Here is a 23,155-nt window from a genome sequence, read left to right as displayed (position 1 = left end):
GCCACCGCGCGAGCGACCAGCTCGCCGGTTGCCGCCGCCTGACGTACGTCCCCCTCCCCTCGGCGACCGGACACGGTCCGCCGGTGGTGTCCTCGAGGCGTTCTGCTCCTCGGTTCCGACGATCGCGCGGACTCGTCGTCCGGTGGCCCCCCGCAACGGCACACGCGAAGGAGCCACCCCATGAACACCGACCAGCTCGTCCGCACCTTCCTCGAGTACTTCGAGGAGCGCGGCCACCGCCGGATCACCGGCTCGACCCTGCTGCCCCCGCCCGGCGACCCGGTGCTGTTCACCACCTCCGGCATGCACCCCCTCACCCCCCACCTGGAGGGACGCCCGCACCCGTTCGGCCGCCGGCTGGTCAACGTCCAGCGCTGCCTGCGCACCACGGACCTCGACGAGGTCGGCGACCGCACCCACCTCACCGTCTTCGAGATGCTCGGCACCTGGTCCCTCGGCGACTACGAGGGCCCGCAGAGCCTCGACTGGGGCTACGGGCTGCTCACCGACGGGTTCGGCATCGACCCCGGCCGCCTCCACGTCACCGTCTTCGGCGGCGACGACCAGGTCGGGCCGGACACCGACTCCCTGGAGCTGTGGCAGGACCGCGGCGTCCCCGTCGAGCTCACCGTCGAGGACAACTGGTGGTCCAACGGGCCCACCGGCCCGTGCGGTCCCGACTCGGAGATCTTCCTGTGGACCGGCGACACCCCACCGCAGTCGACCCCCACCCGGGACGACCGCTGGGTCGAGGTGTGGAACCACGTGATGATGCGCCACCGCCGCCTCGACGACGGCACCCTCGTCCCCCTCCCCCAGCGCAACATCGACACCGGCCTCGGCCTGGAACGGCTCTCCTCGCTGCTCAACGGCCGCTCGTCCGTCTTCGAATGCGACGTCTTCGACCCCTGGCGCCGCCTGGTCCCCACCCTGTGGCGACTGGACGAACCGTCCCTGCGCCTGGTCTGCGACCACCTGCGCTCGTCCGTCGTCGTCATCGGCGACGGCGTCCGCCCCTCCACCACCGGCCGCGGCTACGTCCTGCGCCGCCTGCTGCGCCGGGTGCTCACCGTGCTGCGCCGCGACGACCCGCGGCGCGGACTCGGCGACCTGCCCGAGGAGTTGATCCGGCACACCCTGGACCACTTCCGCCAGGACGTCCCCCCGGAGTCGGTCCGCCGGGTGCTGCTCGACGAGGAGCAGCGGTTCGGCCGGCTCCTGGACCGCGGCCGCCGGGTGCTCTCCCGCCCCCGCTTCCGCGGCCCGCTCAGCGAGGACGACCTCCACTACCTCCACGACACCCACGGCCTGCCCCGCGACCTGGTCCTCGACCTGCGGCCGCAGTGACGCCCCGACCCCGGCAGGGCGTTGCGCATTCGTACAAGACGCGCGCGGGCCCCATCCGGCACCCTCGGAAGGCCCGGCCGGTACGGGGGGACCGGCCGGTCACGGGGGGTGCGGACGGGGCTGCGCTCAGGGGCGGGGCGGCGTCACTTCTTCATGTAGACGCTGTCCATGAATTTGATGATCTGCTCGTCCGTCAGCCGCTGGCCTTCGCGGTGGCCCATCGCCAGGTCGGCCTCGCTGATCATGCCGACCAGCCGCTCGCCGTCGATCACCGGGATGCGCCGGATCTGGTGCTGTTCCATCTTCGTGAGGACGGTGTCCACGCTGTCCTCGGCCCGCACGCAGTGCAGGTGTCCGGCGAGATCCATGGCGGTCATCTTGGCCGGGTCCTTGCCCTCGGCGAGACACTGGATCACGATGTCGCGGTCGGTGATGATGCCGTGGAGCTTCTGGTCGTCGCCGCAGATCGGCAGCGCACCGACCTTCTTGTCGCGCATCATCTTCGCGGCCTCGGCCAGCGTCTGGTGGGCGCCGATGCACTGGGCGCCGGTGTGCATGATGTCTCGGGCAGTGGTCACGGGGACTCCTTCGTCGGTGTTACCCCCCGACGGTCCTCCCCCGCGGCGGTCCACAGCGCCGCTCGCGGGGTGACCGTGCCCTCACCGTAGGCGACCCCGGGCTCGCCCGCGACCGCGAGCGCTCCGGAACGTCCGAGGCGGTGCGGACGGAGCGGCCGCCGACCAGGAGGTCGACCGCTGGTACTTCGGGAGGTGTCCGGGCACGCCCCGGCCCGTCCCGTCGAGGTGACGCCCGGCCCGGGCGCCTGCGGCCGTACCGGGGCAGACTGGCCTGCGGGGGCCACCGCAGGAGTCTTCGGAGACGGCCCATGCCGCAGCTGACGGTGGACGGACGCACCCTCGCCCTGTCCCACCTCGACAAGGTGTACTACCCGAGCACCGGCACCCTCAAGGGCGACGTGCTGCGCTACTACGCCGCCGTCCACACCGCCCTGCTCCCCCATCTGAGTGACCGCCCGGTGTCCTTCCTGCGCTGCCCGGACGGCGTCGAGGCGGAGGTGTTCGTCGCCAAGAACCCGCCGCCCGGCACCCCGGACTGGGTCCGCACGGTGGACGTGCCCAGCACCGGCGGCGAACTGCGCCAGGTGGTGCTGGAGGACGGCGCGGCGCTGCTGGCGCTCGCCAACCTGGGCTGCCTGGAGCTGCACGTCCCGCAGTGGCACGCCGCCGCGCCCGCGCTGGCCGACCGGCTGGTCCTGGACCTCGATCCGGGCGAGGGCGCCGACGTCCTCACCTGCCGGTCGGTCGCGCTGCTGCTGCGCGAGCGGCTGGCCGCGGACGGGCTGTCGGCCTGGGTGAAGACCTCCGGGTCCAAGGGCCTGCACCTGCTGGTGCCGATCGAGCCGACGCCGAGCGCCGAGGTCTCCGGGTACGCGAAGGCGCTGGCCGCCGCGCTGGAGGCCGAGCACCCGGAGCTGGTGGTGCACACCATGGCCAAGGCCCGCCGCCGCGGACGGGTGCTGGTCGACTGGTCGCAGAACAACGCCAAGAAGACCACCGCCGCCCCGTACACCCTGCGCGCCCGGCCGCTGCCGACGGTCTCCACCCCGCTGTCCTGGGCCGAACTGGAACGGGCGCGCGGGGAGGCGCAGCTGGTCTTCACCATCGCCGAGCTGCCGGAACGGCTGGCCGCGCACGGCGACCTGTTCGCGCCGCTGCTGGATCCCGAGCAGGCCCGGCCGCTGCCCTCCTCGCCCTCCCCGCTCTCCGCTCCCGCAGCGCCGGCCGCGTCGCCGTCGCAGGCCCGGCAGGTGCTGCGGCCGCCGGTCGAGGTGATGCGCCCCGCCGCCGTCACCGTCGTGCCGCCCGCCGACGGGCTGGGCGGGGGCGGCGTGCAGTACGAGCTGAAGCTGGACGGCTTCCGCTGCGTCGCCTTCGCCCGGGGCGACCGCCCGGCCTTCCTGCAGTCCCGCAGCGGCCGCGACCTCGCGCCCGAGTTCCCGCCGATCGCCGCCGCCGTCGCCCGGTTGCCGGAGGGGCTGGTGCTGGACGCCGAACTCGTCGCCTGGCGGAAGGGGCGCTTCGCCTTCGAGGAGCTGCTGCACACCCGCCAGGCCCGGGCCGCGGCCACCGACGTCGTGCTCGGGCTGATCGCCTTCGACCTGCTCGCCCTGCCCGGCCGCGACGTCCGGCGCCTGCCGCTCGCCGACCGGCGCCGCCTGCTGCTCGCCGCCCTCGCCGACGTCCCGCCGCCGATCCAGCCGGTGATGGCCACCACCGACCGGGCGGAGGCGCTGGAGTGGATGGACCAGCTGGCCGACACCGGTGTGGAGGGCCTGGTCTGCAAGGCCCTGGCCTCCCCCTACCGCCCGCGCGGCGCGGGCCGCACCTGGGTCAAGTACCGGCGCAGCGACACCCTGGACGCCACCGTCCGCGCCCTCACCGGTCCGGCCGCCCGGCCGCACGCCCTGGTGCTGCGACTCGACGACGGCCGGGTCTTCCTGACCACCCCCCGGCTCACCCCCGTCCAGGCCCGCGAGGTCGCCCAGGTCGCCGGCCCGCTGCTCGGCCCGCCCGCCACCGACCCCGACCACGGCCAGGTCCACCCGCTCACCGCACCGCTGCGCGCCGAGCTCACCCTCACCGGCCGACCGCCCACCGCCACCTTCGTCCGGCTGCGCGGCGACTGACCACCCCGTCGGCCCGGTCGGCGCGCAGGCGACCGTGTGCGCGTGCACCACGATCACGACCCTCGGGAAGCGTCGGGCTGCGGACTCTGCGACGGCCCGCTCACCACCCAACCCGGCGACGACGCAGGCGGGTTGGACCCGCTGAAGCCGCCCGGCCGACAGTGGGCGCGCCTCAGTTGCGCCGCTTCCCCGCCGCGTGGGCGAACTCGGTGACCAGCGCGTCCTCGAACACCGGCAGGTCCGCCGGCTTGCGGCTGGTCACCAGCGGGCCCGGCCCGTCGTGGCAGACGTGCACCGCCTCGTCCACCCAGTGGGCGCCCGCGTTGACCAGGTCCGTCCGCAGGCTGGGCCAGGAGGTGAGGGTGCGGCCGCGGACGGCGTCGGCCTCGATCAGCGTCCAGGCGCCGTGGCAGATCGCCGCGACCGGGCGGCCGGAGGCGCAGCAGACGTGCACGAAGGCCACCGCCGCCCGGTCCAGCCGCAGGAAGTCCGGGTTGGCGACGCCGCCGGGCAGCACCAGCCCGTCGTAGTCGGCCGGGTCCGCCTCCGCGACCAGCCCGTCCACCGCGAAGGTGTCCCCGGGCGCGCGGTGCCGGACGGCCTGGGCCCGGCCGGGGGCGGTGGAGAGCAGGCGCGGGATGCCGCCGGACTCGGCGACCGCCTGCCAGGGGGAGGTGAGTTCCTGCTGCTCGACGCCGTACGGGGCGACCAGGAACGCGATCGTCCGGCCGGTGAGGGTGGTGGACGGCCAGCCCATGGCTCAGCGCGGGTGACGGGCGGTGAGGTCCTCGGCGGGCGGCGGGGCGGTGCCGACCCGGGCCCGGGGGCAGTCGAGGTGGACGGTGCGGTCCAGGTGGTCGATCCGGGCGACCAGGCCGACCGGGACGAGCACCCGGGTGCCCGGCACCCAGGGCTCGGCGTCGACCATCAGGTGGTCGCCGGCGTCCTGTTCGACCCGGCCGAGCGGGCCGTCGACGGCCTGCACCTCGTACCCGGTCAGGGCGAGGTCCGCGGCGGGATGGGAGCCCGGGCGGTACTCCCACAGGTCGGTACTCATGCGCACCTCGCGATGGTTCGGTCCCCCGTCACGTCACGCCGCCGGTTCACGTCATGCCTCCGGACGGTCCCAGGGCCTGCGCTCGCGCCGTTCCTCCCGGGCCGGATCGACGGGTTCGGCCCCGCCGCCTCCCCGGCGCCGCCGCAGCAGTTCGGTGGCGGCCACCGCCGCCGTCACGGACGCGGCCCAGACCACGCCGAGGGCGACCAGCACGGCCGTGGTCGGGGTGCGCACCCCGATGCCGAGGCAGATCGACGTCATCACCAGCACGGTCAGCAGCACCCCGGTCGAGATCCGGTGCCCGGTGGCGCGCAGCACGCCCAGGACCCGGTTCGGCCGCTTCGCCCCCATCGTGCTCAACTTCCGGTCGAGGCGCGTGTCCTGGCGCAGATCGGACTCGATCTCCTCGAGGAGCCGCCGCTCCCATCCGCTCAACGCGGGTCCGTCCATCTCGGTCACCTCCGACATTCCGGTGACGTTACTGCTCGCACCCGGGCGGTTGCCCGGTACGGGCCGGCGCTAACCGTTCCGGGGACCGCCTGTTCCGGCGTCCACGCGCCCGAAGGCCCGGGGACGGGCGAGCAGGCTGTCGTCCAGGACACGCAGCAGGGCGGCGGCGTCACGGTGGACCTCGACCGCGCCGGCCGCCCGAAGTTCGGGACCGGCGTCCCCACCGGTCTCCAGGGCGACGCAGGGCACCCCGAGCCGCCGCGCCGCCAGCACCTCGCGCACGCTCCCGGCGACGGCCACGGCGTGCTGGGGCGCGCCGTCCACCAGCTCCAGGGCCGCCCGCACCGGGTCGCTGCCGGGGGCGGTCACGGTCAGGGCGGGCGCCCCGGCCGGCCCGGGGCCGGTCAGCACGACCGTCCAGCCGCGCGCGGCGCACTCGCGCAGCAGCTCGGCGCCGCCGGGCAGCCGCGGCCGCCAGTCGGTACCGAACAGAGCCGCCGAGATCACCGTCATGGCCACCGCTCCCGTGCTTCCGCCGTCCTTGGGTCCGTGGGCCGCTTCCGTGCTTCCGTCGCAGGCCACGCACCGTGCGCGCCCTTCCAGGTTAGGACGCTCCCCGGCCCGGCGCGCTGCCTGCCGGGAACAGCCGGCCCCGGGGCGAAAACCGCTTGGCGGGCGGGGCCGGCCTCGCCATACTCCGGACGTTCACGAGCGGACGAGCAGGGGGGAGAACGCATGGCGGTGTTCGGGTGCGCGAGTTGCGGTGCGGAGCTGACCGTTCCGGTGACGGAGGTGGCGCTGCCGCCGCACGCGCACCGGGAGGGCGGCGACCGGTACCTGCCGCCGCTGCTGGAGCCGGGCACCTTCGCCGTCGACCCGGAGCCCTCCGAGCCGCCCTGGCGGCCCTGGGCCGCGATCACACCGGCGGAGGCCGCCGCCCGGGGCGTGTACGCGCCGGTCGGTGGGCTGTGGTTCGGGCCCGGCGGCGCCGTCCTCCTGGCACCGGGCGACACCCGCGGCACCGCCCTGATCCCCGAGCGGTGCGACGGCTGCTGCGCCGCCGCCGGCGGTGCCAACCTGGCCTGCGAGCGGTGCGGGCGGACGGTGGGCGCCCGGGTCGACGACTGCTACCGCTGGCAGGCGGTCTGGCTGTACCCGGAGGCCGTGCGTCGGCTCCCGGGCCCGGTCCGTCCGTCCCGTCCGGCCGGGGACGGCTGGGTGGTGGAGCCGACGCCGCCGGTGGAGCCGCTCGGCTGGTGGAGCGACCGCTGGTGCGCGGCGGTCGGGACGGCCCTGGCCGAGGTGCTGGCGGCCTCCGGCGGCGCGCCGGTGGCGGTGGCCCCCGGGCTGCTCGCCGAGACCTTCGGGCGCACCCTGCACCGGCTGCTCCCGGCCGGCGCGCCGGTCCGCACCCTGGGCCTGGCCGGGCCCGGCCTCACCCGCGGCCCGGTGCCGGACATCGCCCTCGTCCCCCGCCACCCGTGGACGGGGGCCGCCTGGCAGCCGCCCGCCGGCGGCATGGTGCCCGTCGGGCTGGACGCCGGGGTGTGGACGTACCTGGCCTTCCCACCCGTCCGGGCCACCACCCGGTTGCCCGCCGGGGAGGAGCGCGACGACCCGCCGCCGCTACGCCCGGACCGGCTGTTCGAGCCCGACCGGCGCCTGCTGCTGCACCGCCTCGCCCGGCTGCCCGCCGTCCGGCAGCCCTGGCTGCGCGCGATCTACGATCGGCTCGGCAACCCCCGCCACCACCAGGGCGCATCGGAGGGCACCCCATGAGGATCCACCTGACCACCGTGTTCGTCGACGACCAGGACAAGGCGCTGCGCTTCTACACGGAGCTGCTGGGCTTCGTGAAGAAGGAGGAGGTCCCGCTCGGCGACCACCGCTGGCTCACGGTCGTCTCCCCCGACCAGCCCGACGGCACCGAACTGCTGCTGGAGCCCGACACCCACCGGGCCGTCAGGCCGTACAAGACGGCGCTGGTCGAGGACGGCATCCCGGCCGCCCAGTTCGCCGTGGACAACGTGCACGCCGAGTACGACCGGCTGCACCGGCTCGGGGTGCGGTTCACCCAGGAGCCGACGGCACTGGGCCCGGTCACCATCGCGGTGCTGGACGACACCTGCGGCAACCTCATCCAACTGGCCCAGTTCCACCGGTAGTCGCCTGGACGGACCGGCCACGCCCCTGCCCGCCGGTGAGCTGCGGGCCGCAGCGGCGGCCCGCAGCTCCTCCTGTGCCGGGGTGAACGACGCTCAGACCAGGCCCTTGTGCTCGGATCGCTGCGAACTGCCAGCCGCTACCCGGCGGTTGGGCGTCGCGATGGTGAGGTCGCGGACCAGTAGCAGCGCGCCCGCGGCGAGCAGCCCGGCGGGGATGCCGGTCCAGGCGATGGTGGGGCCGATGGCCGTGCCGGAGGGGGCGAGCAGGCTCTGGGCGCAGGCCAGGCCGAAGGCGCCGCCGATCTGTTTGGCGAGGGCGGAGCCCGCCGTGGCGGTGCCCATGTCGGCGGGTCGGACGCAGCTCTGGGTGGCGATGGTCAGACCGCCCATCGCCGGGCCGGTGCCGAGCCCGATGAGCAGCAGCAGGACGGACGTCAGCGGCACGGGAGTTGCGGGCCCGAGGGGGAGGAGGCCGCCCGTACCGGCGGTGAGCAGCGCGGCCCCGGTCAGCAGGACGGACCGGACCTGCCGACCGTGGGTGACGGCGGCCGCGGTGAGCCGGTTGCCGACCGTCATGCCGACCAGCAGGGGCAGGAGCAGCAGGCCGGAGGCGGTGGCCGAGTATCCGCGCTGCTGTTGGAAGTACAGCGGCAGCAGGATCCCCACCGGCATGGCCGCGACCTGGAGGAGGAATCCGGCGGCCAGCAGCGCCGAGTAGGTGCGGTTGTGGAACAGCCGCAGCGGGAGTACGGGTACGGCGGCCCGCCGTTCCACCGGGACCAGCAGCGCGAGCAGGGCGAGTCCGCCGAGCAGGCAGCCCCCGACGGCCGGGTCGCTCCACCGTCCGTCGGCCGCGTTGCCCTTGAGGCTGAGGCCGGTCAGGACCAGCCCGAGTCCGCTGGTGAGCAGCAGGATCCCGGCCGCGTCGAGCCGGCCGGGCGGCGTGGTGGCGGGGCGGTGCTCGGGCAGGGTCAGCGCGATCAGGGCCCAAGCCGCCAGGCCGAGCGGGAGGTTGAGCCAGAACGACCAGCGCCATCCGGCGTGGTCGGCGAGCAGTCCGCCGAGGATCGGGCCACCGACCAGGCCGAGGACCATCATGGCGGCCAGGGCGGTCTGCATCCGGATCAGGCCCTGCGGGCGGGACGGTGGGTGGAGGTCGCGGATCAGGGCCATGCCGAGAGTGAGCAGGGCGCCGGCACCCAGGCCCTGCACGGCGCGGGAGGCCACCAGTGCGGGCATGCCGGCGGCCAGGGCGCAGGCGGTCGAGCCGGTCAGGAAGAGGGCGAGCCCGCCGAGGAGTAAGCGCCGCCGCCCGTACAGGTCGGAGAAGCGGCCGTAGACCGGGACGCTGACGGAGGAGGTCAGCAGGTAGGCGGTGACCAGCCAGACGTACCAGGTGCCGCCGCCCCCGACCTGCTGGACGATCCGGGGCAGCGCGGTGCCGACCACCGTGCCGTCCAGCATGGCGAGGAAGGCGCAGCCGAGCAGTGCCGTGCTGGCCAGGATCCGGCGGCGGGGCGGGAGGTCCGCGTAGGCGTTCATGCCTCGTCCGCGGGGGCGATCGCGCCGTGCAGGAAGAGGTCGACGAGTTCCTCGGTGGACAGCGGGTCGGGCATGCCGCCGCGGCCGGTGGACATCAGCAGCAGCTGGAAGGTGCCGGCGAGCCGTTCGGGGGCCAGTCGCAGGCGTTCCCGGTCGGGTTCGAACAGGGCGGCGAGCGCGGCGCGGGGCCCGGCCAGGCCGGCTTCGCGGTCGGCGAGGCGGCGCGGTTCGGTCGGCGCGGGGCGCTCCGGGCGCCCGGCGCCGGCGAGGGCTCCGATGACGGCGCCGACCCGGGCCAGGTGGCCGCTCAGTACGTCGGCCGCTTCGGTGAGCCGGGCCGCGAGCGGCTGGTCGAGCTCGATCGAGGCGAGGTGGGCGACGGCGTCGTCGGGCCGGACGGCCTCGGCCAGGCAGGCGGCGAGCAGGGCGTCCTTGTCGGCGAAGACGCGGAAGATCGTGCCCTCGCCGATGCCGGCGGCGCGGGCGATCTTCGCGGTGGTCACCGAGGCGCCGTACTCGACGACCAGCGGGAGGGCGGCCGCGACGATCATCGCGCGGCGCTGCTCGGGCTCCATGGCCGGCGCGCGGCGCCGGGCGGGCGGGGTGGAGGGGTTCTCTGCCATGCCTCCAAGTTACGGAGTGAGTACTCACTCCGTCAATGGGGCGCGCGGAACCCAGGGCCGCCGGAAGGCAGTCGGAAGGCGGGCCCCCGGGCGTTCCCCACCGGGAACCGCGGGTTACGCGCGGCGCTACGCGGGGTCCGACGCCAGCCGGGCGTGCAGGTGCTCGTCGTTGTACGGGCCGTCGCCGTGGCGGTAGGAGGCGCGCAGCGTGCCCTCGTACGGGAAGCCGGCGCGGACGGCGACCCGGCAGGAGGCCTCGTTGCCGACCTCGTGGTAGAGCTCGATGCGGCGCACGCCGGCGGTGCGGACGCCCCAGGCGGTGACCGCGGTGGTGGCACGGGTGGCGAGGCCACGGCCGCGGGCTGCGGCGACCAGCCAGTAGCCGACCATGGCGACGCCTTCGGCCCGGTCGGTCCAGCGCAGGGCGACGTTGCCGTACAGGGAGTCGTCGGCGGCGTCGGTGATCGCGAAGGAGGCCGTGCCGCCGTCGGCCCAGCGGGAGTCGGCGCGGTCGAGGTAGGCCTCGGCGCCGGCCGGGTGGGTGGCGTCCCGCAGCGGGTTCCAGCGGGCGATCTCCGGGTCCGCTGCGGCGGCCATCACCGCGGCGAGGGTGCCGCCGGCCAGGTCGAGGCGCCGGCCCCACGGGCGGAGCAGGACGTCGCCCAGGTCGAGGACTTCGGGACTGAGGAGGCGCCGGTCGGCCGCCGGGTCGCTGTTGCTCATCCCGCCTTCCTACCCTCCGCCGCCGCGCACCCGCCAGCGATTAATCCGGTTCCGCGGCATCCCGCACGGCGGGTCGACGTCGGCCGCATGGGCCGTCAGCAGCCCGACCACCGGCCGATCGTCGCACCGGGGCGGGCCGGCCAGGGGTGCTGGGTGCCCCGGACGAGGCGGTGGCCGTTCCACCTGCGGCGCAGCGGCGCCCCCTGACCGCAGCGCGGTCAGGGGGGCCTCTTACGATCGGTTCGCATTCTTCGACGGACACCGACGCCCGACCGGCCGGCTGCCCGCCGCCCAACGTCCTGCACCACCCGACGCACGACAAGACGACTCCACCGACGGCGATGGAGTCGCCCATCGAGGAGGAACCTCCATGCAAGCCCGGAAGATCGGCGCGGCCGCCGCGACAGCGGTGGCGCTTCTGGCTGCCCGCGACCTCATCCAGAAGAAGCACGCGCTGCTCCGGAACTTCCCGGTGCTCGGGCACGCCCGGTACCTGTTGGAGACGATCGGGCCGGAACTGCGGCAGTACATCGTGACCTCCAACGAGGAGGAGCGCCCGTTCAGCCGCGACCAGCGCACCTGGATCTACGCGTCGGCGAAGGAGCAGAACAACTACTTCGGGTTCGGCACCGAGGTCGACGTCGAGCACGTCCAGGGGCACGCCTACGTCAAGCAGCGCACCTTCGCCGGCGCGCTGCCCGACATCCACGACCCGCAGGCCCCGCTGCCCTCGGCCAAGGTGCTGGGCGGGCCGCGCGGTCGCGCCAAGGCGTTCCGGCCGGCGAGCGTGGTGAACATCTCCGCGATGAGCTTCGGCTCGCTCTCCGGCGCGGCCATCACCGCGCTCAACAAGGGCGCGGCGGAGGCCGGCGCCATGCACAACACGGGCGAGGGCGGCCTCTCCCCCTACCACCGCCAGGGCGGTGACCTCGTCCTCCAGCTCGGCACGGCGTACTTCGGCTGCCGCAACGAGGACGGCAGCTTCAACCTCGACAAGCTCAAGGACGTCGTCGCCGGCGCACCGGTCAAGGCGATAGAGATCAAGCTCTCCCAGGGCGCCAAGCCCGGGCTGGGCGGAATGCTGCCGGGCGCGAAGGTCACCCCGGAGATCGCCGCCATCCGCGGCATACCGGTCGGCCAGGACTGCGCCTCGCCGTCGCGGCACACCGCTTTCGGCGACGTCGACTCGATGCTCGACTTCGTCGAGCTGCTCGCCACCGAGACCGGTCTGCCGGTCGGGATCAAGAGCGCGGTCGGCGAGATGGGTTTCTGGCAGGAGCTGGCCGCCCTGATGGCGCGCGGCGACCGCGGGGTCGACTTCGTGACCGTCGACGGCGGCGAGGGCGGCACCGGTGCGGCGCCGCGGATGTTCGCCGACTCGGTGTCACTCCCCTTCCGGATGGGCTTCTCCCGGGTCTACGGCACCTTCGCCGAACTGGGCCTGACCGACGAGCTGACCTTCATCGGCTCCGGCAAGCTCGGTCTGCCCGAGAACGCCGCGGTCGCCTTCGCCCTGGGCGCCGACATGATCAACGTCGCCCGTGAGGCGATGCTGTCGATCGGCTGCATCCAGGCCCAGAAGTGCCACACCGACAAGTGCCCCACCGGCATCGCCACCCAGAACCCCTGGCTGGCCCGCGGCCTCGACCCGGCCTCCAAGTCCACCCGCGCCGCCGTCTACCTGCGCACCCTGCGCAAGGAACTGCTGAAGGTCTCCTCCGCCGTCGGTGTCGCCCACCCGGGCCTGATCACCGCCGACGACATCGAGATCATGAACGGCGACTACGAGGCCCGCACCCTCGCCGGCGTCTACGGCTACAAGGACGGCTGGGGCGAGCTCGGCCCGCACCTCGCCGAGGAGATCACGGCCCTCCTCACCACCAAGCCGGCCGTCTGACCCACCGCTCGGAACGCCCCTCGCGTGCCGACACCCAGCCGGCACGCGAGGGCCCGGGACCCGCGCCACCTGTCCGGCGGCCTGCATCCGGACTTACCGCTGCAGGCGGGAGTAGTTGAAGTTGGCTCCTGCAGCGGGATGAACAGGCAGCCGCCGCCATGACTTGGAGCGCCTGACCCATGGGCGAACGACGCCTTCCGGATCGCTCGAAACCACACAGCCTCATCACAACAGCGGCACCCTTTGCCGAACTCGGCCGGATTCGGTGTGCGGCTCAGCGGCCCTCCCTCACGGGTCCGCTCAGCACAGCAACGGGTCCCAGTCCGCCGTGGGCCCCGTGTAGGTGCCGGCCGCGTCGGCGGCCCACAGCGCCTGCTCGAACAGGACCAGGCCGGCATAGACCGCCATCGTGTTCAGGCAGCGGCAGTCCCCGGCGTGCTTGGCCAGGTACGCGGGCGTGATGTGGGCCGCCGGCCGGGCTTGCCATGCGGCGGTGTCGAACCCGCGGCAGGTCCCGCACCCGGCGAAGTGCTCCAGGCAGTCGGCGACCAGCCGGTCGTAGGCGGCGCGGTCGCGGCAGCGGGACCGTACCGAGAACACCTCGCGCGCGGTGGCGGTGGCCGTCCGCTCGGCTCCGTGGATCAGCAGTGGGTTGAGCGAGTTGAGCACCGGATCGCAGTACAGGTCGCCCGGGAGGCGGCCCGGGTCCCGGGCGAGGTTGTCCAGGAGGAGCGCGGACTGGTACCGACCCTGGTAGACCTGCCAGATGAGTTGTCGGCCGGACAGCAGCAGGGGCCACCTCGAGCCGTGGTCGACCGCCCAGGCCAGTACGTCCACGCAGAAGCGCCCCAACGGGCCGGCGCTGTCCACGCCGTGGTGGGCGGCGACGATGGAGAACAGGTTGTAGGCCTCGTTGGCGCAGTTGTCATGGCGGCGGTCGAGCGCTTCGTGCGCGCACAGGGCCAGCAGTGACACGGCGTCGACCAGCGCGTCATCCGCAGGGCCCTTGTGGGTGCCCTCCAGCAGCGCGGCCAGCGCGAGCGGCCGGATCCCCGAGTTGATCAGCCGGTACTTCAGCGCCCTCGACTCGTCCGCGCCGAACCGCGGGCTCGTGGCCTTCTCGTGCAATACGTCCAGGTACACGGCCTGAAGGGTGATCATCCAGTTGTCCATGACCAGGCGGGACGCCGGGTCCTCGTGGTCGACGAGGCAGTGCCGGACGTAACCGGCGGTCAGCCTGGCGCAGTCCTCCATCACGCCCATCGCGCCCGAGACGAAGTGGTGGTAGTCGGGGAACGTCCCGTAGCAGCTGGCCATGGACTGCCCGCTCACGCACCTCCGGCACAGGACGGTGTCGTCGAGCTGGCACCACGCCCATCCGTAGCCGATCTCGGCGAACGCGGCCATGGTCGGCGTGCTCGGCATCGGTACGGCGGCGGAGGCGACCTGGAGCATCGCCTCCGCCCGAGGGACCAGCCCCTGCCTCGGGGGGCAGCTCCTGGGCAACCGCCCCTGTTCGGGCAGGGGCATCGCCTTGTCCGCGGTGTTCTCGCCGACGAGGACGGCGGCGGCGGCCGGGTCGTAGGCGCCGGCTCGTGCACCGTCCGGCTCGGTGTGGAGGGTGTGGAGGATGCCCGAGTCCAGCAGGGCACCGGGCTCGTGCGCTTCCAGGGCGCGGCTGCTCCAGAGCCGCCGCCGCTGAGGCAACTCCTCCACATCGGCGACCAGGTCCTCGAAGTCGATCTCGCCCTGGTCGGACAGTTCGTAGAGCGCGCCGAAGAGTCCCTTCCGCGGCGGCGGGACCATCTGTGGGGTCACGAAGGCTCCATGGATGCGACGGCAGGTCAACGCCGGAGCGCAGCAACGCCCCCGGCCGGGCGGACGAGTACCCGGGCGCGGCCGAACCACACCGATGAACCGAATAGCAGCTTGGTTCGAGAGCCCGTCAGGGGCGTCCGGGGATGCCCGAAGCGCGGGGCGCCGGATTGCGGCCCGGGGCGCGTCGAGGCACATCACGGCGCCCCGCCACCGATTCGCTCCCCGAACCCTCGGTTTCCCGCCGCACTCGACGGATGGGTCGTCCGGTCGACGGGCAGGCTGCCCGTCGACCGGACGAGGGGGAGGGAGCGTCATGACGCGAGCGGTCGTGGTGGGGGGCAGCATCGCCGGGCTACTGGCGGCGGCCGCGCTGGCCGGGACGTTCGACGAGGTCCTGGTGTTGGAGCGGGACCGGCTCAGCGCGGACGAGGGCTTCCGCCCGGGGGCGCCACAGGCGCGGCACGCACACGGGATGCTGCTGCGCGGGGCACGGGCGGTCGAGCGGCTGCTGCCCGGGCTGCAGGAGGAACTGCGGGCGGATGGGGCTGCGGTGGTCGACATGGGGGAACGGCTCCTGGTCTCGAACCAGGGGCAGGCGGCCCCCCGGCAGGCGCTCGGGCTGCCGCTGCAGCTGTTCAGCCGGAACTTCCTGGAGACCAGGATGCGGCACAGGGTCGAGGCCCTGCCCGGAGTGACGGTGCGGGACGCCACCTCGGTGACCGGGCTCTGCGCAGCGCACGGCGGGACGCGGATCACCGGGGTGACCGTCCAGGCCGCCGGAGAGAACGATGCGCCGGTCGCCTCGGCCGAGGTGATCGACGCCGACCTGGTGGTCGATGCCAGCGGGCGGAACTCGCGGGCCGCCAACTGGCTCGGCGCACTGGGGTATCCGGCACCGGAGGAAGTCGTGGTCGATGCCGGGCAGTCCTACGTCACCGCGTGGCTGGACCGGCACGACGCGCTGTCGGACACCGGCGGCGCGGTCTACGAGATCGGGCAGCACCGGGCGCGCGGCCGGGGCGGCATGGGCGTGGCCATCGAGGGCGGCCGGATCCAGGTACTGCTGTTCGGACGCGGCTCGGACCAGCCGTCGACCGACCCGGCGGAGTTCCGGGTCCAGGCCCGGCGACTCGGTTCGCCGATGCTCACCGCGCTGGCCGAGGCGGTCGGTCCCGGGACGCCGCTCTACACCTATGCGAAGCTCATCAACCGCCGTCGGCTCCACCACCGGATGCCGCGCCGGCCCGAGCGGTTCGTGGTCATGGGCGACGCACTGTGCATCTTCAATCCCGTCTACGGGCAGGGGATGACGGTCGCCGCCCTGCAGGCCGAGGACCTGCGGACCGGAGCCGCCCGACTGCTGCGTGCCCCGGGCGGAACCCGCGCCCTCCAGCGCCGGCTCGCCCGCCGTACGTCGGTGCCCTGGCTGCTCGCGACGGCACAGGACTCGCGGTGGACGGACCGGCCGTCGCCGCTGAGCCCGGTGTGCGGCTGGCTGTTGAACCGGATGGTGGCCCGCATCGCGGAAAGCCCGCAGCTGCACAAGGGGTTCCTGCAGATCCTCCAGCTGGTCGGGCCCACCGCACTGGCCGACCCGCGCGCCCTGTACGCCCTGCTCCGCCCAGGGCCCACCCGCCGTAGCCGGAGGGCGGGTTGACCGGCTGAGCAGCCACCTGGAACTCAGTCTGAGGAGACCGAGCCGTTTCCCCGTGCAGGATGGTGAGTGGGGTCGTTCTCCATGGTGACGGCTCAGTAGTCGATGCGGTCGGCCCGCGCGAGCCACACGTCGAACGGGGGTCGCGGTGACCTGATTGTTCCCGAACGCGATGATCTCGCCGTCCTCGACGACCAGTGCGCCGAACGGACCGCCGCCGTTCGTCACGCTTTCGGTGGCCAATCTGATCGCTTCGTGCATCCAGGCGCGCTCGAGGTCCTGGATGCCCGTTTCTTGAGTGTGCGCGGTCATGGTCATTCCTTTCGGAGACGGTGGGAGAGTTCCCGAATGCTCTGTTCGCACGGCCGGACGATCTCGATGCGCCGACCGGATGACTTCTCCGGCGCGGACGGGAAGCCCGATCCTCATCCGTTGCGACTCGTCCGAGGAGTACATCGCCGACCGAGCGAAGTCGGTCAGGGGTGGAAGGCATGAAGACGTACGGAAGCCCTGACGGCCTCTTCGTAGAGTTCTAAAAGGATCGCTCTGCACGTACCATCGCAGGTAGTTGACGTCACATCAGCAGTCGGCCCATCGCCCCAGGTCAGGTGGCCGCTCCTCGATCACCGCCGCTCTCGGGAGCCCGAGGACAAGCCCTTGACCCGGCTGTCCGCAGCCGCTACTTTGCGGTAGCAGACGACCCATGACGACCGGAAGGAGGCGACCCTCGGATGAACACCGACTCTGATCTCTGTCGCCTCGCCCACGACACGGTCTGGGTTGCGGGTCGGATCGCACACGGCTGCTGAGTACGCCGTTCCGGGTGCCCGTCCGTGGCACGTTCCGCTTTCCCGTCATGACCTCCGGCACGTCACTTTTGCGTGCCGCTTTCCCGCCCGCTCCTCGCGCGTGGCGCGTCTGAACACAGAAAGCTGCCTGAAATTGGCGAACAGTGATGAAACGACCGATCTCCCACCGACGCCAAGGCGCGCCACGTTGAGCGCACGGATCACGGTCAACGGCAAGGAAGCACCGATTTCACCGGCCGCGCCGCACACCACGGTGTTGGAGTTCCTGCGCGACCGTGGCCTCACCGGCACCAAGGAGGGCTGCGCCGAGGGTGAATGCGGCGCCTGTTCGATCCTGGTGGCCCGTCCCGGGGTGAACAAGCCCACCGACTGGGTGGCGGTCAACGCCTGCCTGGTCCCGGTCGCGGCGCTCGACGGTCAGGAGATCGTCACCTCCGAAGGTCTCGCCACCGTCGGCGGGCCCGGCACGCCCCCCACCCTGCACCCGGTGCAGCAGGAGATGGCGGTCCGCGGCGGCTCCCAGTGCGGTTACTGCACACCGGGGTTCATCTGCAGCATGGCCTCCGAGTACTACCGGCCCGACCGCTGCGCGCACCCGGGCTCGGACCCGGACTCGGCCCCGTACTCAGACTCGGACGCGGCGGACAGCACCGGTACCGAGCACGGCCCGAACGGCTTCGATCTGCACTCACTGAGCGGAAACCTGTGCCGCTGCACCGGCTACCGCCCGATTCGCGATGCCGCGTTCGCCCTCGGTGCCCCCACCGACGAGGACCCGCTGGCGCGGCGTCGCGAGCAGTCCCCGCCCGAACCGGTCGCCACCGAATACGTCCAGGGCGACCGCGCGTTCCTGCGCAGGGGCACGCTGGCCGAAACCGTGCACCTGCTGCGCGAGCAGCCCGACGCGGTGGTGGTCGCCGGCTCCACCGACTGGGGGGTGGAGGTGAACGTCCGTTCCCGCCGGGCGGATTGCGTGGTCGCCGTCGACCGGCTGTCCGAACTGCGGGAGCTGCGGGTCGAATCCGACCACATCGAGATCGGTGCGGCGCTGACGCTCACCGAGATCGAGCGCCGCCTCAACGGCAGCGTCCCGCTGCTCGCCGAGCTGTTCCCGCAGTTCGCCTCCCGACTCATCCGCAACAACGCGACCTTGGGCGGCAACCTGGGTACCGGCTCCCCCATCGGTGACAGCCCCCCGGTGCTGCTCGCGCTGGAGGCCTCGGTGGTGCTCGCCAGCGCCGACGGTGAGCGCGAGGTCCCGCTGGCGGACTACTTCACCGGATACCGACAGAGCGTGCGCCGCCCTGACGAGCTGATCCGCGCGGTGCGCATCCCGGTGCCGCTGTCCCCGGTCGCGGCCTTCCACAAGATCGCCAAACGGCGCTTCGACGACATCTCCAGCGTGGCGGTCGCCTTCGCCCTCGACGTCGAGGACGGGACCGTCCGCAAGGCACGCATCGGCCTGGGCGGTGTGGCCGCCACCCCGATCCGCGCCCTCGCCGCCGAGGCGGCCCTGGAGGGCAGGCCCTGGACCGCGGAGACCGTCGAGGCCGCGGCCCGGGAGCTGCGGGCCGCCGGCACACCGATGACCGATCACCGCGCCAGCGCCGAGTACCGCTCCGCGATGCTCGGCCAGAGCCTGCTGAAGCTGTACGCGCGAACCACCGAGGCGGTGTCGTCATGAGTCAGCTGTCCGAACGCCCCGACCAGCCGGTCGTCGGCACCTCGATGCCGCACGAGAGCGCCCACCTGCACGTCACCGGGACCGCGCTCTACACCGACGACCTGGTCCACCGCACCAAGGACGTGCTGCACGCCTACCCGGTCCAGGTCATGAAGGCCCACGGCAGGATCACCGCGCTGCGCACCGAGCCCGCGCTCACCGTGCCCGGTGTGGTCCGCGTGCTGACCGTTGCCGACGTGCCCGGCGTCAACGACGCCGGGATGAAGCACGACGAACCACTGTTCCCCGACGAGGTCATGTTCCACGGCCACGCGGTCGCCTGGGTGCTCGGCGAGACCCTGGAGGCGGCCCGGCTCGGAGCCGCGGCGGTCGAGGTGGAACTCGACGAACAGCCCTCCCTGATCACGCTGCGGGACGCGATCGCGGCCGGCAGTTTTCACGGCGCCCAGCCCGTGATGCTGACCGGCGACGTCGAAGCCGGCTTCGCCGACTCGGCCCACGTGTTCACCGGCGAGTTCCAGTTCTCCGACCAGGAACACTTCTACCTCGAGACCCACGCGGCACTCGCCCACATCGACGAGGCCGATCAGGTGTTCGTCCAGAGCAGCACCCAGCACCCCTCGGAGACGCAGGAGATCGTCGCCCACGTGCTCGGACTGCACAGCCACGAGGTGACCGTGCAGTGCCTGCGGATGGGTGGCGGCTTCGGTGGCAAGGAGATGCAGCCGCACGGGTTCGCGGCCGTCGCCGCGCTCGGCGCCAAGCTGACCGGTCGGCCGGTCCGGGTGCGCCTCAACCGGACCCAGGACCTGACCATGTCCGGCAAGCGGCACGGCTTCCACGCCACGTGGAAGATCGGCTTCGACTCCGAGGGCCGCATCCAGGCCCTGGACGCCACCCTGACCGCGGACGGCGGCTGGAGCCTGGACCTGTCCGAGCCGGTGGTGGCCCGCGCGCTGTGCCACATCGACAACACCTACTGGATTCCCAACGCGCGCGTCGCCGGGCGCATCGCCAAGACCAACAAGGTCTCCAACACCGCGTTCCGCGGCTTCGGCGGACCGCAGGGCATGCTGGTGATCGAGGACGTCCTGGGCCGCTGCGCGCCGCTGCTCGGCCTGGATCCGATGGAGTTGCGGGAGCGCAACTTCTACCAGCCGGGCCAGGGCCAGTCGACGCCGTACGGACAGCCCGTCGCCCAGGCCGAACGGATCTCCGAGATCTGGCGGCAGGTTCAGGAGAACGGCGGCACCTCCGATCGCAGGCGCGAGATCGCGGCCTTCAACGCCGCGCACCCGAACACCAAGCGGGCGCTGGCGATCACCGGCATCAAGTTCGGAATCTCCTTCAACCTCACCGCCTTCAACCAGGGCGGCGCGCTGGTGCTGATCTACAAGGACGGCTCGGTCCTGATCAACCACGGCGGCACCGAGATGGGCCAGGGCCTGCACACCAAGATGCTGCAGGTGGCCGCGACGACCCTGGGCATCCCGCTGCACAAGGTGCGGCTGGCCCCGACGCGAACCGACAAGGTGCCCAACACCTCTGCCACCGCGGCCAGTTCCGGCGCGGACCTGAACGGTGCGGCGGTGAAGAACGCCTGCGAGCAGTTGCGCGAGCGGCTGCTGCGGGTGGCCGGCACCCAGCTGGGTGCGAACGCCTCCGACGTCCGCATCGTCGACGGCGTCGCGCGCGTCCTCGGCAGCGACCGGGAGCTGGCCTGGGACGACCTGGTGCGCAGCGCGTACTTCCAGCGGGTCCAGCTGTCGGCGGCCGGTTACTACCGGACCGAGGGGCTGCACTGGGACGCGAAGACGTTCAGGGGCTCGCCGTTCAAGTACTTCGCCTACGGCGCCGCCGCGACCGAGGTGGAGGTGGACGGCTTCACCGGTGCGTACCGCATCCGGCAGGTGGACATCGTGCACGACGTCGGCGACAGCCTGTCGCCCATGATCGACATCGGTCAGGTCGAGGGCGGTTTCGTGCAGGGCGCGGGCTGGCTGACGCTCGAGGACATGCGGTGGGACAGCGGTGACGGGCCCGACCGCGGCCGGCTGCTGACCCAGGCCGCGAGTACCTACAAGCTGCCGAGCTTCTCGGAGATGCCCGAGAGGTTCAACGTCACGCTGCTGGAGAACGCCACCGAGGAAGGCGCGGTGTACGGGTCCAAGGCGGTGGGTGAGCCTCCGCTGATGCTGGCGTTCTCGGTTCGGGAAGCCTTGCGGCAGGCCGCCGCCGCGTTCGGGCCGAGCGGGGTCAGCGTCGAGTTGGCCTCGCCCGCGACGCCGGAGGCGGTGTACTGGGCGATCCAGGCGGCTCGCCGGGGCGAGGTCTCCGGGAAGGGTGTCACCGCGACCGGTGCCTCGGGGAACGGTGTCGCGCGCAACGGTCTTGTCAGCGATGGCCGCTCCGGGAACGGGCACGCCGGCAACGGCGGGAGCCGAACCGACGCAGAAGCCCCGAGCGGTGCCTGACATGACCTGGGTCACCGCGGTCGCGCGGCTGCGAGCACGCCGGGAGCACGGCGTGCTGGTGACCGTCGCGACCGTGCGCGGCCACGCCCCGCGGGACGCCGGCGCGAAGCTCGTGGTCGGGCAGACCGGGACGTGGGGCTCGATCGGCGGCGGCAACGTCGAGGCCGTCTCGATCGATCGGGCCCGGGAGATGATCGCCACGTCCAAGCCGGAGCCGGAGCTGATGGATTTCGCCCTGAACGACAAGGTGACCAACCGCCACGGCGTGCAGTGCTGCGGCGGTACGGTCGCGGTACTGCTCGAACCGCTGCCGGTGGTACCGGCGGTGGCGGTCTTCGGCGTCGGGCACGTCGGGCTGGAACTGGCGCGCATCCTGGCACGACAGGACCTCGACCTGCACCTGATCGACACCCGCCCCGACGTCCTCACCGACGAACGGCTCTCCGTGCTGGCGGACGCGGTGGCGCAGGTGCACGTGCATCACACGCCGCTGCTGCCTGAGGAGATCCTGGAGGAACTGCCGCGCGGCACCCACATCCTGATCATGACCCATGATCACGCCGAGGACGCCGCCCTATGCGACGCCGCCTTGCGCACCACCCATCTCGGCTCCATCGGGCTGATCGGGTCGGCGAGCAAGTGGGCGCGGTTCCGCAAACGCCTGGCCGGCGAGGGAGGTCACGACGAGGCCACCATCGCCCGGATCAGGACCCCGATCGGGCTGGCCGACATCACCGGCAAGGAACCCGCGACGATCGCCGTGAGCGTCGCGGCGGATCTGCTGCGCACCTTCGAAGCCGAGCGGAACTGATCCTCGAACCTCGAACCGGACCGACGGGGGTGCCCCGCGCTCGTGCACCCGCACGCACTCGGGGCACTCCCTGCATCGCGGCGTTCCGGCCGCGGCAGGAGCCCAGGGCGGCCCTGACCAGGACGACGTCGGGCCCTCGTACCGAGTGCGCAGCGCGCCCGCGCGGACCGGTGGGCATCACAAGACGGTTTCGAAACCGCCCCGGAGGCAAAGCTGAGCTTGACTCAGGCCTGAACGGGGCGTTTTCTTTTGCTCCATCGCGTTTGATTGCGATGCTTTCTGATCGATTCTGTTGCTACTGGCTGATCGGCCCCCACCCTCAGGAGCCCCATCATGCACCTCTCCCCCCGCGGCCGCCTGGCCCCGCTCGCCGCGCTGAGCCTGGTCACCGCCTTCGGCCTGACGGCCTGTTCCACCGGGCAGACCTCCTCCTCCGGCGCCGACGCCTCGGTGGCCCCGGTCTCCGGCAAGGTCTCGATCACCTACCTGCAGAAGCAGGGCGACCAGCAGTACTTCGTGGACGAGGCCGCCGGCGCCAAGGCCAAGGCGGCCGAGCTCGGCGCCGACCTGAAGGTCGTCAACCTGGGCAACGACGCCAACAAGACGGTCAGCGAGGTGCAGGCCGCGATCGCCCAGAAGAGCAACGGCCTGATCATCGTGGTGCCGGACCCGGCGGTCGGCCCGCAGGTCGTCCAGACCGCCCGGGACGCCAAGGCCGCCCTGCTCACCTCCGACGACCAGGTCTGCGCGAGCGGCCCCTCCCCGACCCAGTGCGCCGCGGGCGACCTGGTCCCCCGGATCGGCTTCTCCGGCCAGCAGATGGGCCAGCAGGTCGGCCAGCGCGCCGCGGAGGAGTTCAAGAAGGCCGGCTGGAACCCCGCGGACACCCGGATCATCTCCGCCTGGAAGCAGGACGTGACCGTCTGCGGCGACCGGGTCAAGGCCGCGAAGGCCGCCTTCGACCAGGCCGCGCCGGGCGTGCAGAACCTCGATGTGGCCACCGACAACACGCCGACCGGCGCGCAGGACAAGGTGGCCGCCACCATCACCGCCAACGCCGGCGTCAAGCACTGGGTGGTGTGGGGCTGCAACGACGAGAACGTCCAGGGTGCCGTCACCGCCCTGCAGAACGCCGGGGTCAGCCCCGACGACATCGACGGCGTCGGCCTCGGCGCCTACCTGGCGTGCAAGGACTGGGCCTCCGGCAAGCCCTCCGGCATGAAGGCCGCCCTGTTCATCAACGGCAAGGACGTCGGCGCCCTGTCGGTGCAGACGATGTACGACAAGCTCAAGAACGGCAAGGACTTCCCCAAGGAGGCCTTCGCCCCGACCAAGATGGTCGACGCCGCGACCTGGCAGTCCGCGGGCGTGTCCTGCAGCTGACGCCGCACCCG

General features: G+C 72.9%; 19 protein-coding genes and 2 pseudogenes. 11 read left to right on the top strand and 10 right to left on the bottom strand.

Translation table 11 applies throughout. From position 1 onward, the window contains the following. Positions 1 to 180 precede the first annotated feature (180 nt). On the top strand, positions 181 to 1,347 hold the full coding sequence (locus O1G21_RS36450; RefSeq protein WP_270149837.1) for an alanine--tRNA ligase-related protein: 1,167 nt from the start codon (positions 181 to 183) through the stop codon (positions 1,345 to 1,347). 143 nt (positions 1,348 to 1,490) lie between these two features. Here O1G21_RS36450 and O1G21_RS36445 read toward each other — a convergent pair whose 3' ends face one another. Then, entirely contained in the window at positions 1,491 to 1,925 is a 435-nt protein-coding gene (locus O1G21_RS36445; protein WP_270149836.1) for a CBS domain-containing protein, read from the bottom strand. Between the two features lie 308 nt (positions 1,926 to 2,233). On the opposite strand from O1G21_RS36445, the pseudogene ligD reads away from it, so the two are divergent. Continuing rightward, positions 2,234 to 3,115, top strand: a pseudogene (gene ligD / locus O1G21_RS36440) (non-homologous end-joining DNA ligase); the annotation flags it as partial. 84 nt (positions 3,116 to 3,199) lie between these two features. Continuing rightward, positions 3,200 to 4,054, top strand: a complete 855-nt coding sequence (locus O1G21_RS36435) for an ATP-dependent DNA ligase (protein ID WP_270151456.1) — start codon at positions 3,200 to 3,202, stop codon at positions 4,052 to 4,054. Between the two features lie 172 nt (positions 4,055 to 4,226). On the opposite strand, the gene O1G21_RS36430 is transcribed toward O1G21_RS36435, so the two are convergent. Genes O1G21_RS36430 through O1G21_RS36415 form a run of 4 tightly spaced genes read right to left on the bottom strand, consistent with a single transcriptional unit; the run spans position 4,227 to position 6,074 of the window. Then, positions 4,227 to 4,811, bottom strand: a complete 585-nt coding sequence (locus O1G21_RS36430) for a type 1 glutamine amidotransferase domain-containing protein (protein WP_270149835.1) — start codon at positions 4,809 to 4,811, stop codon at positions 4,227 to 4,229. 3 nt (positions 4,812 to 4,814) lie between these two features. After that, positions 4,815 to 5,111, bottom strand: coding sequence for a PRC-barrel domain containing protein (locus tag O1G21_RS36425; protein WP_270149833.1), 297 nt, complete (start codon positions 5,109 to 5,111; stop codon positions 4,815 to 4,817). Between the two features lie 51 nt (positions 5,112 to 5,162). Further along, positions 5,163 to 5,579 (bottom strand): hypothetical protein, encoded by a 417-nt coding sequence (locus O1G21_RS36420; RefSeq protein WP_270149832.1) that lies wholly within the window; start codon positions 5,577 to 5,579, stop codon positions 5,163 to 5,165. Between the two features lie 51 nt (positions 5,580 to 5,630). Then, a complete protein-coding gene (locus O1G21_RS36415) occupies positions 5,631 to 6,074 on the bottom strand; it encodes an HAD family hydrolase (RefSeq protein ID WP_270149830.1) in 444 nt (147 codons plus the stop codon). Between the two features lie 222 nt (positions 6,075 to 6,296). Here O1G21_RS36415 and O1G21_RS36410 point away from each other — a divergent pair, with 222 nt between their 5' ends. After that, positions 6,297 to 7,340, top strand: a complete 1,044-nt coding sequence (locus tag O1G21_RS36410; protein WP_270149829.1) for a hypothetical protein — start codon at positions 6,297 to 6,299, stop codon at positions 7,338 to 7,340. Beyond that, on the top strand, positions 7,337 to 7,726 hold the full coding sequence (locus tag O1G21_RS36405) for a VOC family protein (RefSeq protein ID WP_270149828.1): 390 nt from the start codon (positions 7,337 to 7,339) through the stop codon (positions 7,724 to 7,726). Before O1G21_RS36410 ends, O1G21_RS36405 begins: the two co-directional genes overlap by 4 nt. A 93-nt stretch (positions 7,727 to 7,819) precedes the next feature. On the opposite strand, the gene O1G21_RS36400 is transcribed toward O1G21_RS36405, so the two are convergent. The 3 genes from O1G21_RS36400 to O1G21_RS36390 form a co-directional block, all read right to left on the bottom strand. Continuing rightward, positions 7,820 to 9,268, bottom strand: coding sequence for an MFS transporter (locus tag O1G21_RS36400; protein WP_270149827.1), 1,449 nt, complete (start codon positions 9,266 to 9,268; stop codon positions 7,820 to 7,822). Beyond that, positions 9,265 to 9,891 carry a TetR/AcrR family transcriptional regulator gene (locus O1G21_RS36395; RefSeq protein ID WP_270149826.1) on the bottom strand — a complete coding sequence of 209 codons (627 nt, stop codon included), beginning with the start codon at positions 9,889 to 9,891 and terminating at the stop codon, positions 9,265 to 9,267. The genes O1G21_RS36400 and O1G21_RS36395 overlap by 4 nt, the downstream gene beginning before the upstream one ends. A 126-nt stretch (positions 9,892 to 10,017) precedes the next feature. Next, positions 10,018 to 10,614, bottom strand: a complete 597-nt coding sequence (locus O1G21_RS36390) for a GNAT family N-acetyltransferase (RefSeq protein WP_270149824.1) — start codon at positions 10,612 to 10,614, stop codon at positions 10,018 to 10,020. 370 nt (positions 10,615 to 10,984) lie between these two features. Here O1G21_RS36390 and O1G21_RS36385 point away from each other — a divergent pair, with 370 nt between their 5' ends. Further along, positions 10,985 to 12,511, top strand: a complete 1,527-nt coding sequence (locus O1G21_RS36385) for an FMN-binding glutamate synthase family protein (protein WP_270149823.1) — start codon at positions 10,985 to 10,987, stop codon at positions 12,509 to 12,511. A gap of 300 nt (positions 12,512 to 12,811) precedes the next feature. On the opposite strand, the gene O1G21_RS36380 is transcribed toward O1G21_RS36385, so the two are convergent. Further along, on the bottom strand, positions 12,812 to 14,329 hold the full coding sequence (locus tag O1G21_RS36380; RefSeq protein WP_270149821.1) for a hypothetical protein: 1,518 nt from the start codon (positions 14,327 to 14,329) through the stop codon (positions 12,812 to 12,814). Between the two features lie 313 nt (positions 14,330 to 14,642). Between O1G21_RS36380 and O1G21_RS36375 the strand changes: the two genes are divergently transcribed. Next, a complete protein-coding gene (locus O1G21_RS36375; RefSeq protein WP_270149820.1) occupies positions 14,643 to 15,986 on the top strand; it encodes an FAD-dependent monooxygenase in 1,344 nt (447 codons plus the stop codon). A gap of 141 nt (positions 15,987 to 16,127) precedes the next feature. On the opposite strand, the pseudogene O1G21_RS36370 reads toward O1G21_RS36375, so the two are convergent. Then, a pseudogene (locus O1G21_RS36370) lies at positions 16,128 to 16,295 on the bottom strand (nucleoside deaminase); the annotation flags it as partial. 684 nt (positions 16,296 to 16,979) lie between these two features. Between O1G21_RS36370 and O1G21_RS36365 the strand changes: the two are divergent. The 4 genes from O1G21_RS36365 to O1G21_RS36350 all read left to right on the top strand — a co-directional run bounded on the left by O1G21_RS36365 (position 16,980) and on the right by O1G21_RS36350 (position 23,144). Next, the gene (locus tag O1G21_RS36365) at positions 16,980 to 18,476 is read left to right on the top strand and encodes a xanthine dehydrogenase small subunit (protein ID WP_270149818.1); all 1,497 of its coding nucleotides are present in this window, start codon (positions 16,980 to 16,982) and stop codon (positions 18,474 to 18,476) included. Next, positions 18,473 to 20,950 carry a xanthine dehydrogenase molybdopterin binding subunit gene (gene xdhB / locus O1G21_RS36360; RefSeq protein ID WP_270149816.1) on the top strand — a complete coding sequence of 826 codons (2,478 nt, stop codon included), beginning with the start codon at positions 18,473 to 18,475 and terminating at the stop codon, positions 20,948 to 20,950. Before O1G21_RS36365 ends, xdhB begins: the two co-directional genes overlap by 4 nt. A 1-nt stretch (position 20,951) precedes the next feature. Then, positions 20,952 to 21,761 (top strand): xanthine dehydrogenase accessory protein XdhC, encoded by an 810-nt coding sequence (gene xdhC, locus O1G21_RS36355; RefSeq protein ID WP_270149815.1) that lies wholly within the window; start codon positions 20,952 to 20,954, stop codon positions 21,759 to 21,761. A gap of 333 nt (positions 21,762 to 22,094) precedes the next feature. Further along, positions 22,095 to 23,144, top strand: a complete 1,050-nt coding sequence (locus tag O1G21_RS36350) for a substrate-binding domain-containing protein (protein WP_270149814.1) — start codon at positions 22,095 to 22,097, stop codon at positions 23,142 to 23,144. Positions 23,145 to 23,155: the final 11 nt, after the last annotated feature.

It is taken from the genome of Kitasatospora cathayae (assembly GCF_027627435.1).
Taxonomy (GTDB): domain Bacteria; phylum Actinomycetota; class Actinomycetes; order Streptomycetales; family Streptomycetaceae; genus Kitasatospora; species Kitasatospora cathayae.
Note: the sequence above shows the minus strand (reverse complement) of the source record. Positions and strands in the feature narration are given on the sequence as shown.

Excerpts from the sequence above, each read along its gene's own strand:
- O1G21_RS36450 (WP_270149837.1), top strand. The coding sequence starts at position 181 with ATGAACACCGACCAGCTCGTCCGCACCTTCCTCGAGTACTTCGAGGAG.
- O1G21_RS36435 (WP_270151456.1), top strand. The coding sequence starts at position 3,200 with ATGCGCCCCGCCGCCGTCACCGTCGTGCCGCCCGCCGACGGGCTGGGC.
- O1G21_RS36430 (WP_270149835.1), bottom strand. The coding sequence starts at position 4,811 with ATGGGCTGGCCGTCCACCACCCTCACCGGCCGGACGATCGCGTTCCTG.
- O1G21_RS36425 (WP_270149833.1), bottom strand. The coding sequence starts at position 5,111 with ATGAGTACCGACCTGTGGGAGTACCGCCCGGGCTCCCATCCCGCCGCG.
- O1G21_RS36420 (WP_270149832.1), bottom strand. The coding sequence starts at position 5,579 with ATGTCGGAGGTGACCGAGATGGACGGACCCGCGTTGAGCGGATGGGAG.
- O1G21_RS36415 (WP_270149830.1), bottom strand. The coding sequence starts at position 6,074 with ATGACGGTGATCTCGGCGGCTCTGTTCGGTACCGACTGGCGGCCGCGG.
- O1G21_RS36410 (WP_270149829.1), top strand. The coding sequence starts at position 6,297 with ATGGCGGTGTTCGGGTGCGCGAGTTGCGGTGCGGAGCTGACCGTTCCG.
- O1G21_RS36405 (WP_270149828.1), top strand. The coding sequence starts at position 7,337 with ATGAGGATCCACCTGACCACCGTGTTCGTCGACGACCAGGACAAGGCG.
- O1G21_RS36400 (WP_270149827.1), bottom strand. The coding sequence starts at position 9,268 with ATGAACGCCTACGCGGACCTCCCGCCCCGCCGCCGGATCCTGGCCAGC.
- O1G21_RS36395 (WP_270149826.1), bottom strand. The coding sequence starts at position 9,891 with ATGGCAGAGAACCCCTCCACCCCGCCCGCCCGGCGCCGCGCGCCGGCC.
- O1G21_RS36390 (WP_270149824.1), bottom strand. The coding sequence starts at position 10,614 with ATGAGCAACAGCGACCCGGCGGCCGACCGGCGCCTCCTCAGTCCCGAA.
- O1G21_RS36385 (WP_270149823.1), top strand. The coding sequence starts at position 10,985 with ATGCAAGCCCGGAAGATCGGCGCGGCCGCCGCGACAGCGGTGGCGCTT.
- O1G21_RS36375 (WP_270149820.1), top strand. The coding sequence starts at position 14,643 with ATGACGCGAGCGGTCGTGGTGGGGGGCAGCATCGCCGGGCTACTGGCG.
- xdhB (WP_270149816.1), top strand. The coding sequence starts at position 18,473 with ATGAGTCAGCTGTCCGAACGCCCCGACCAGCCGGTCGTCGGCACCTCG.
- xdhC (WP_270149815.1), top strand. The coding sequence starts at position 20,952 with ATGACCTGGGTCACCGCGGTCGCGCGGCTGCGAGCACGCCGGGAGCAC.
- O1G21_RS36350 (WP_270149814.1), top strand. The coding sequence starts at position 22,095 with ATGCACCTCTCCCCCCGCGGCCGCCTGGCCCCGCTCGCCGCGCTGAGC.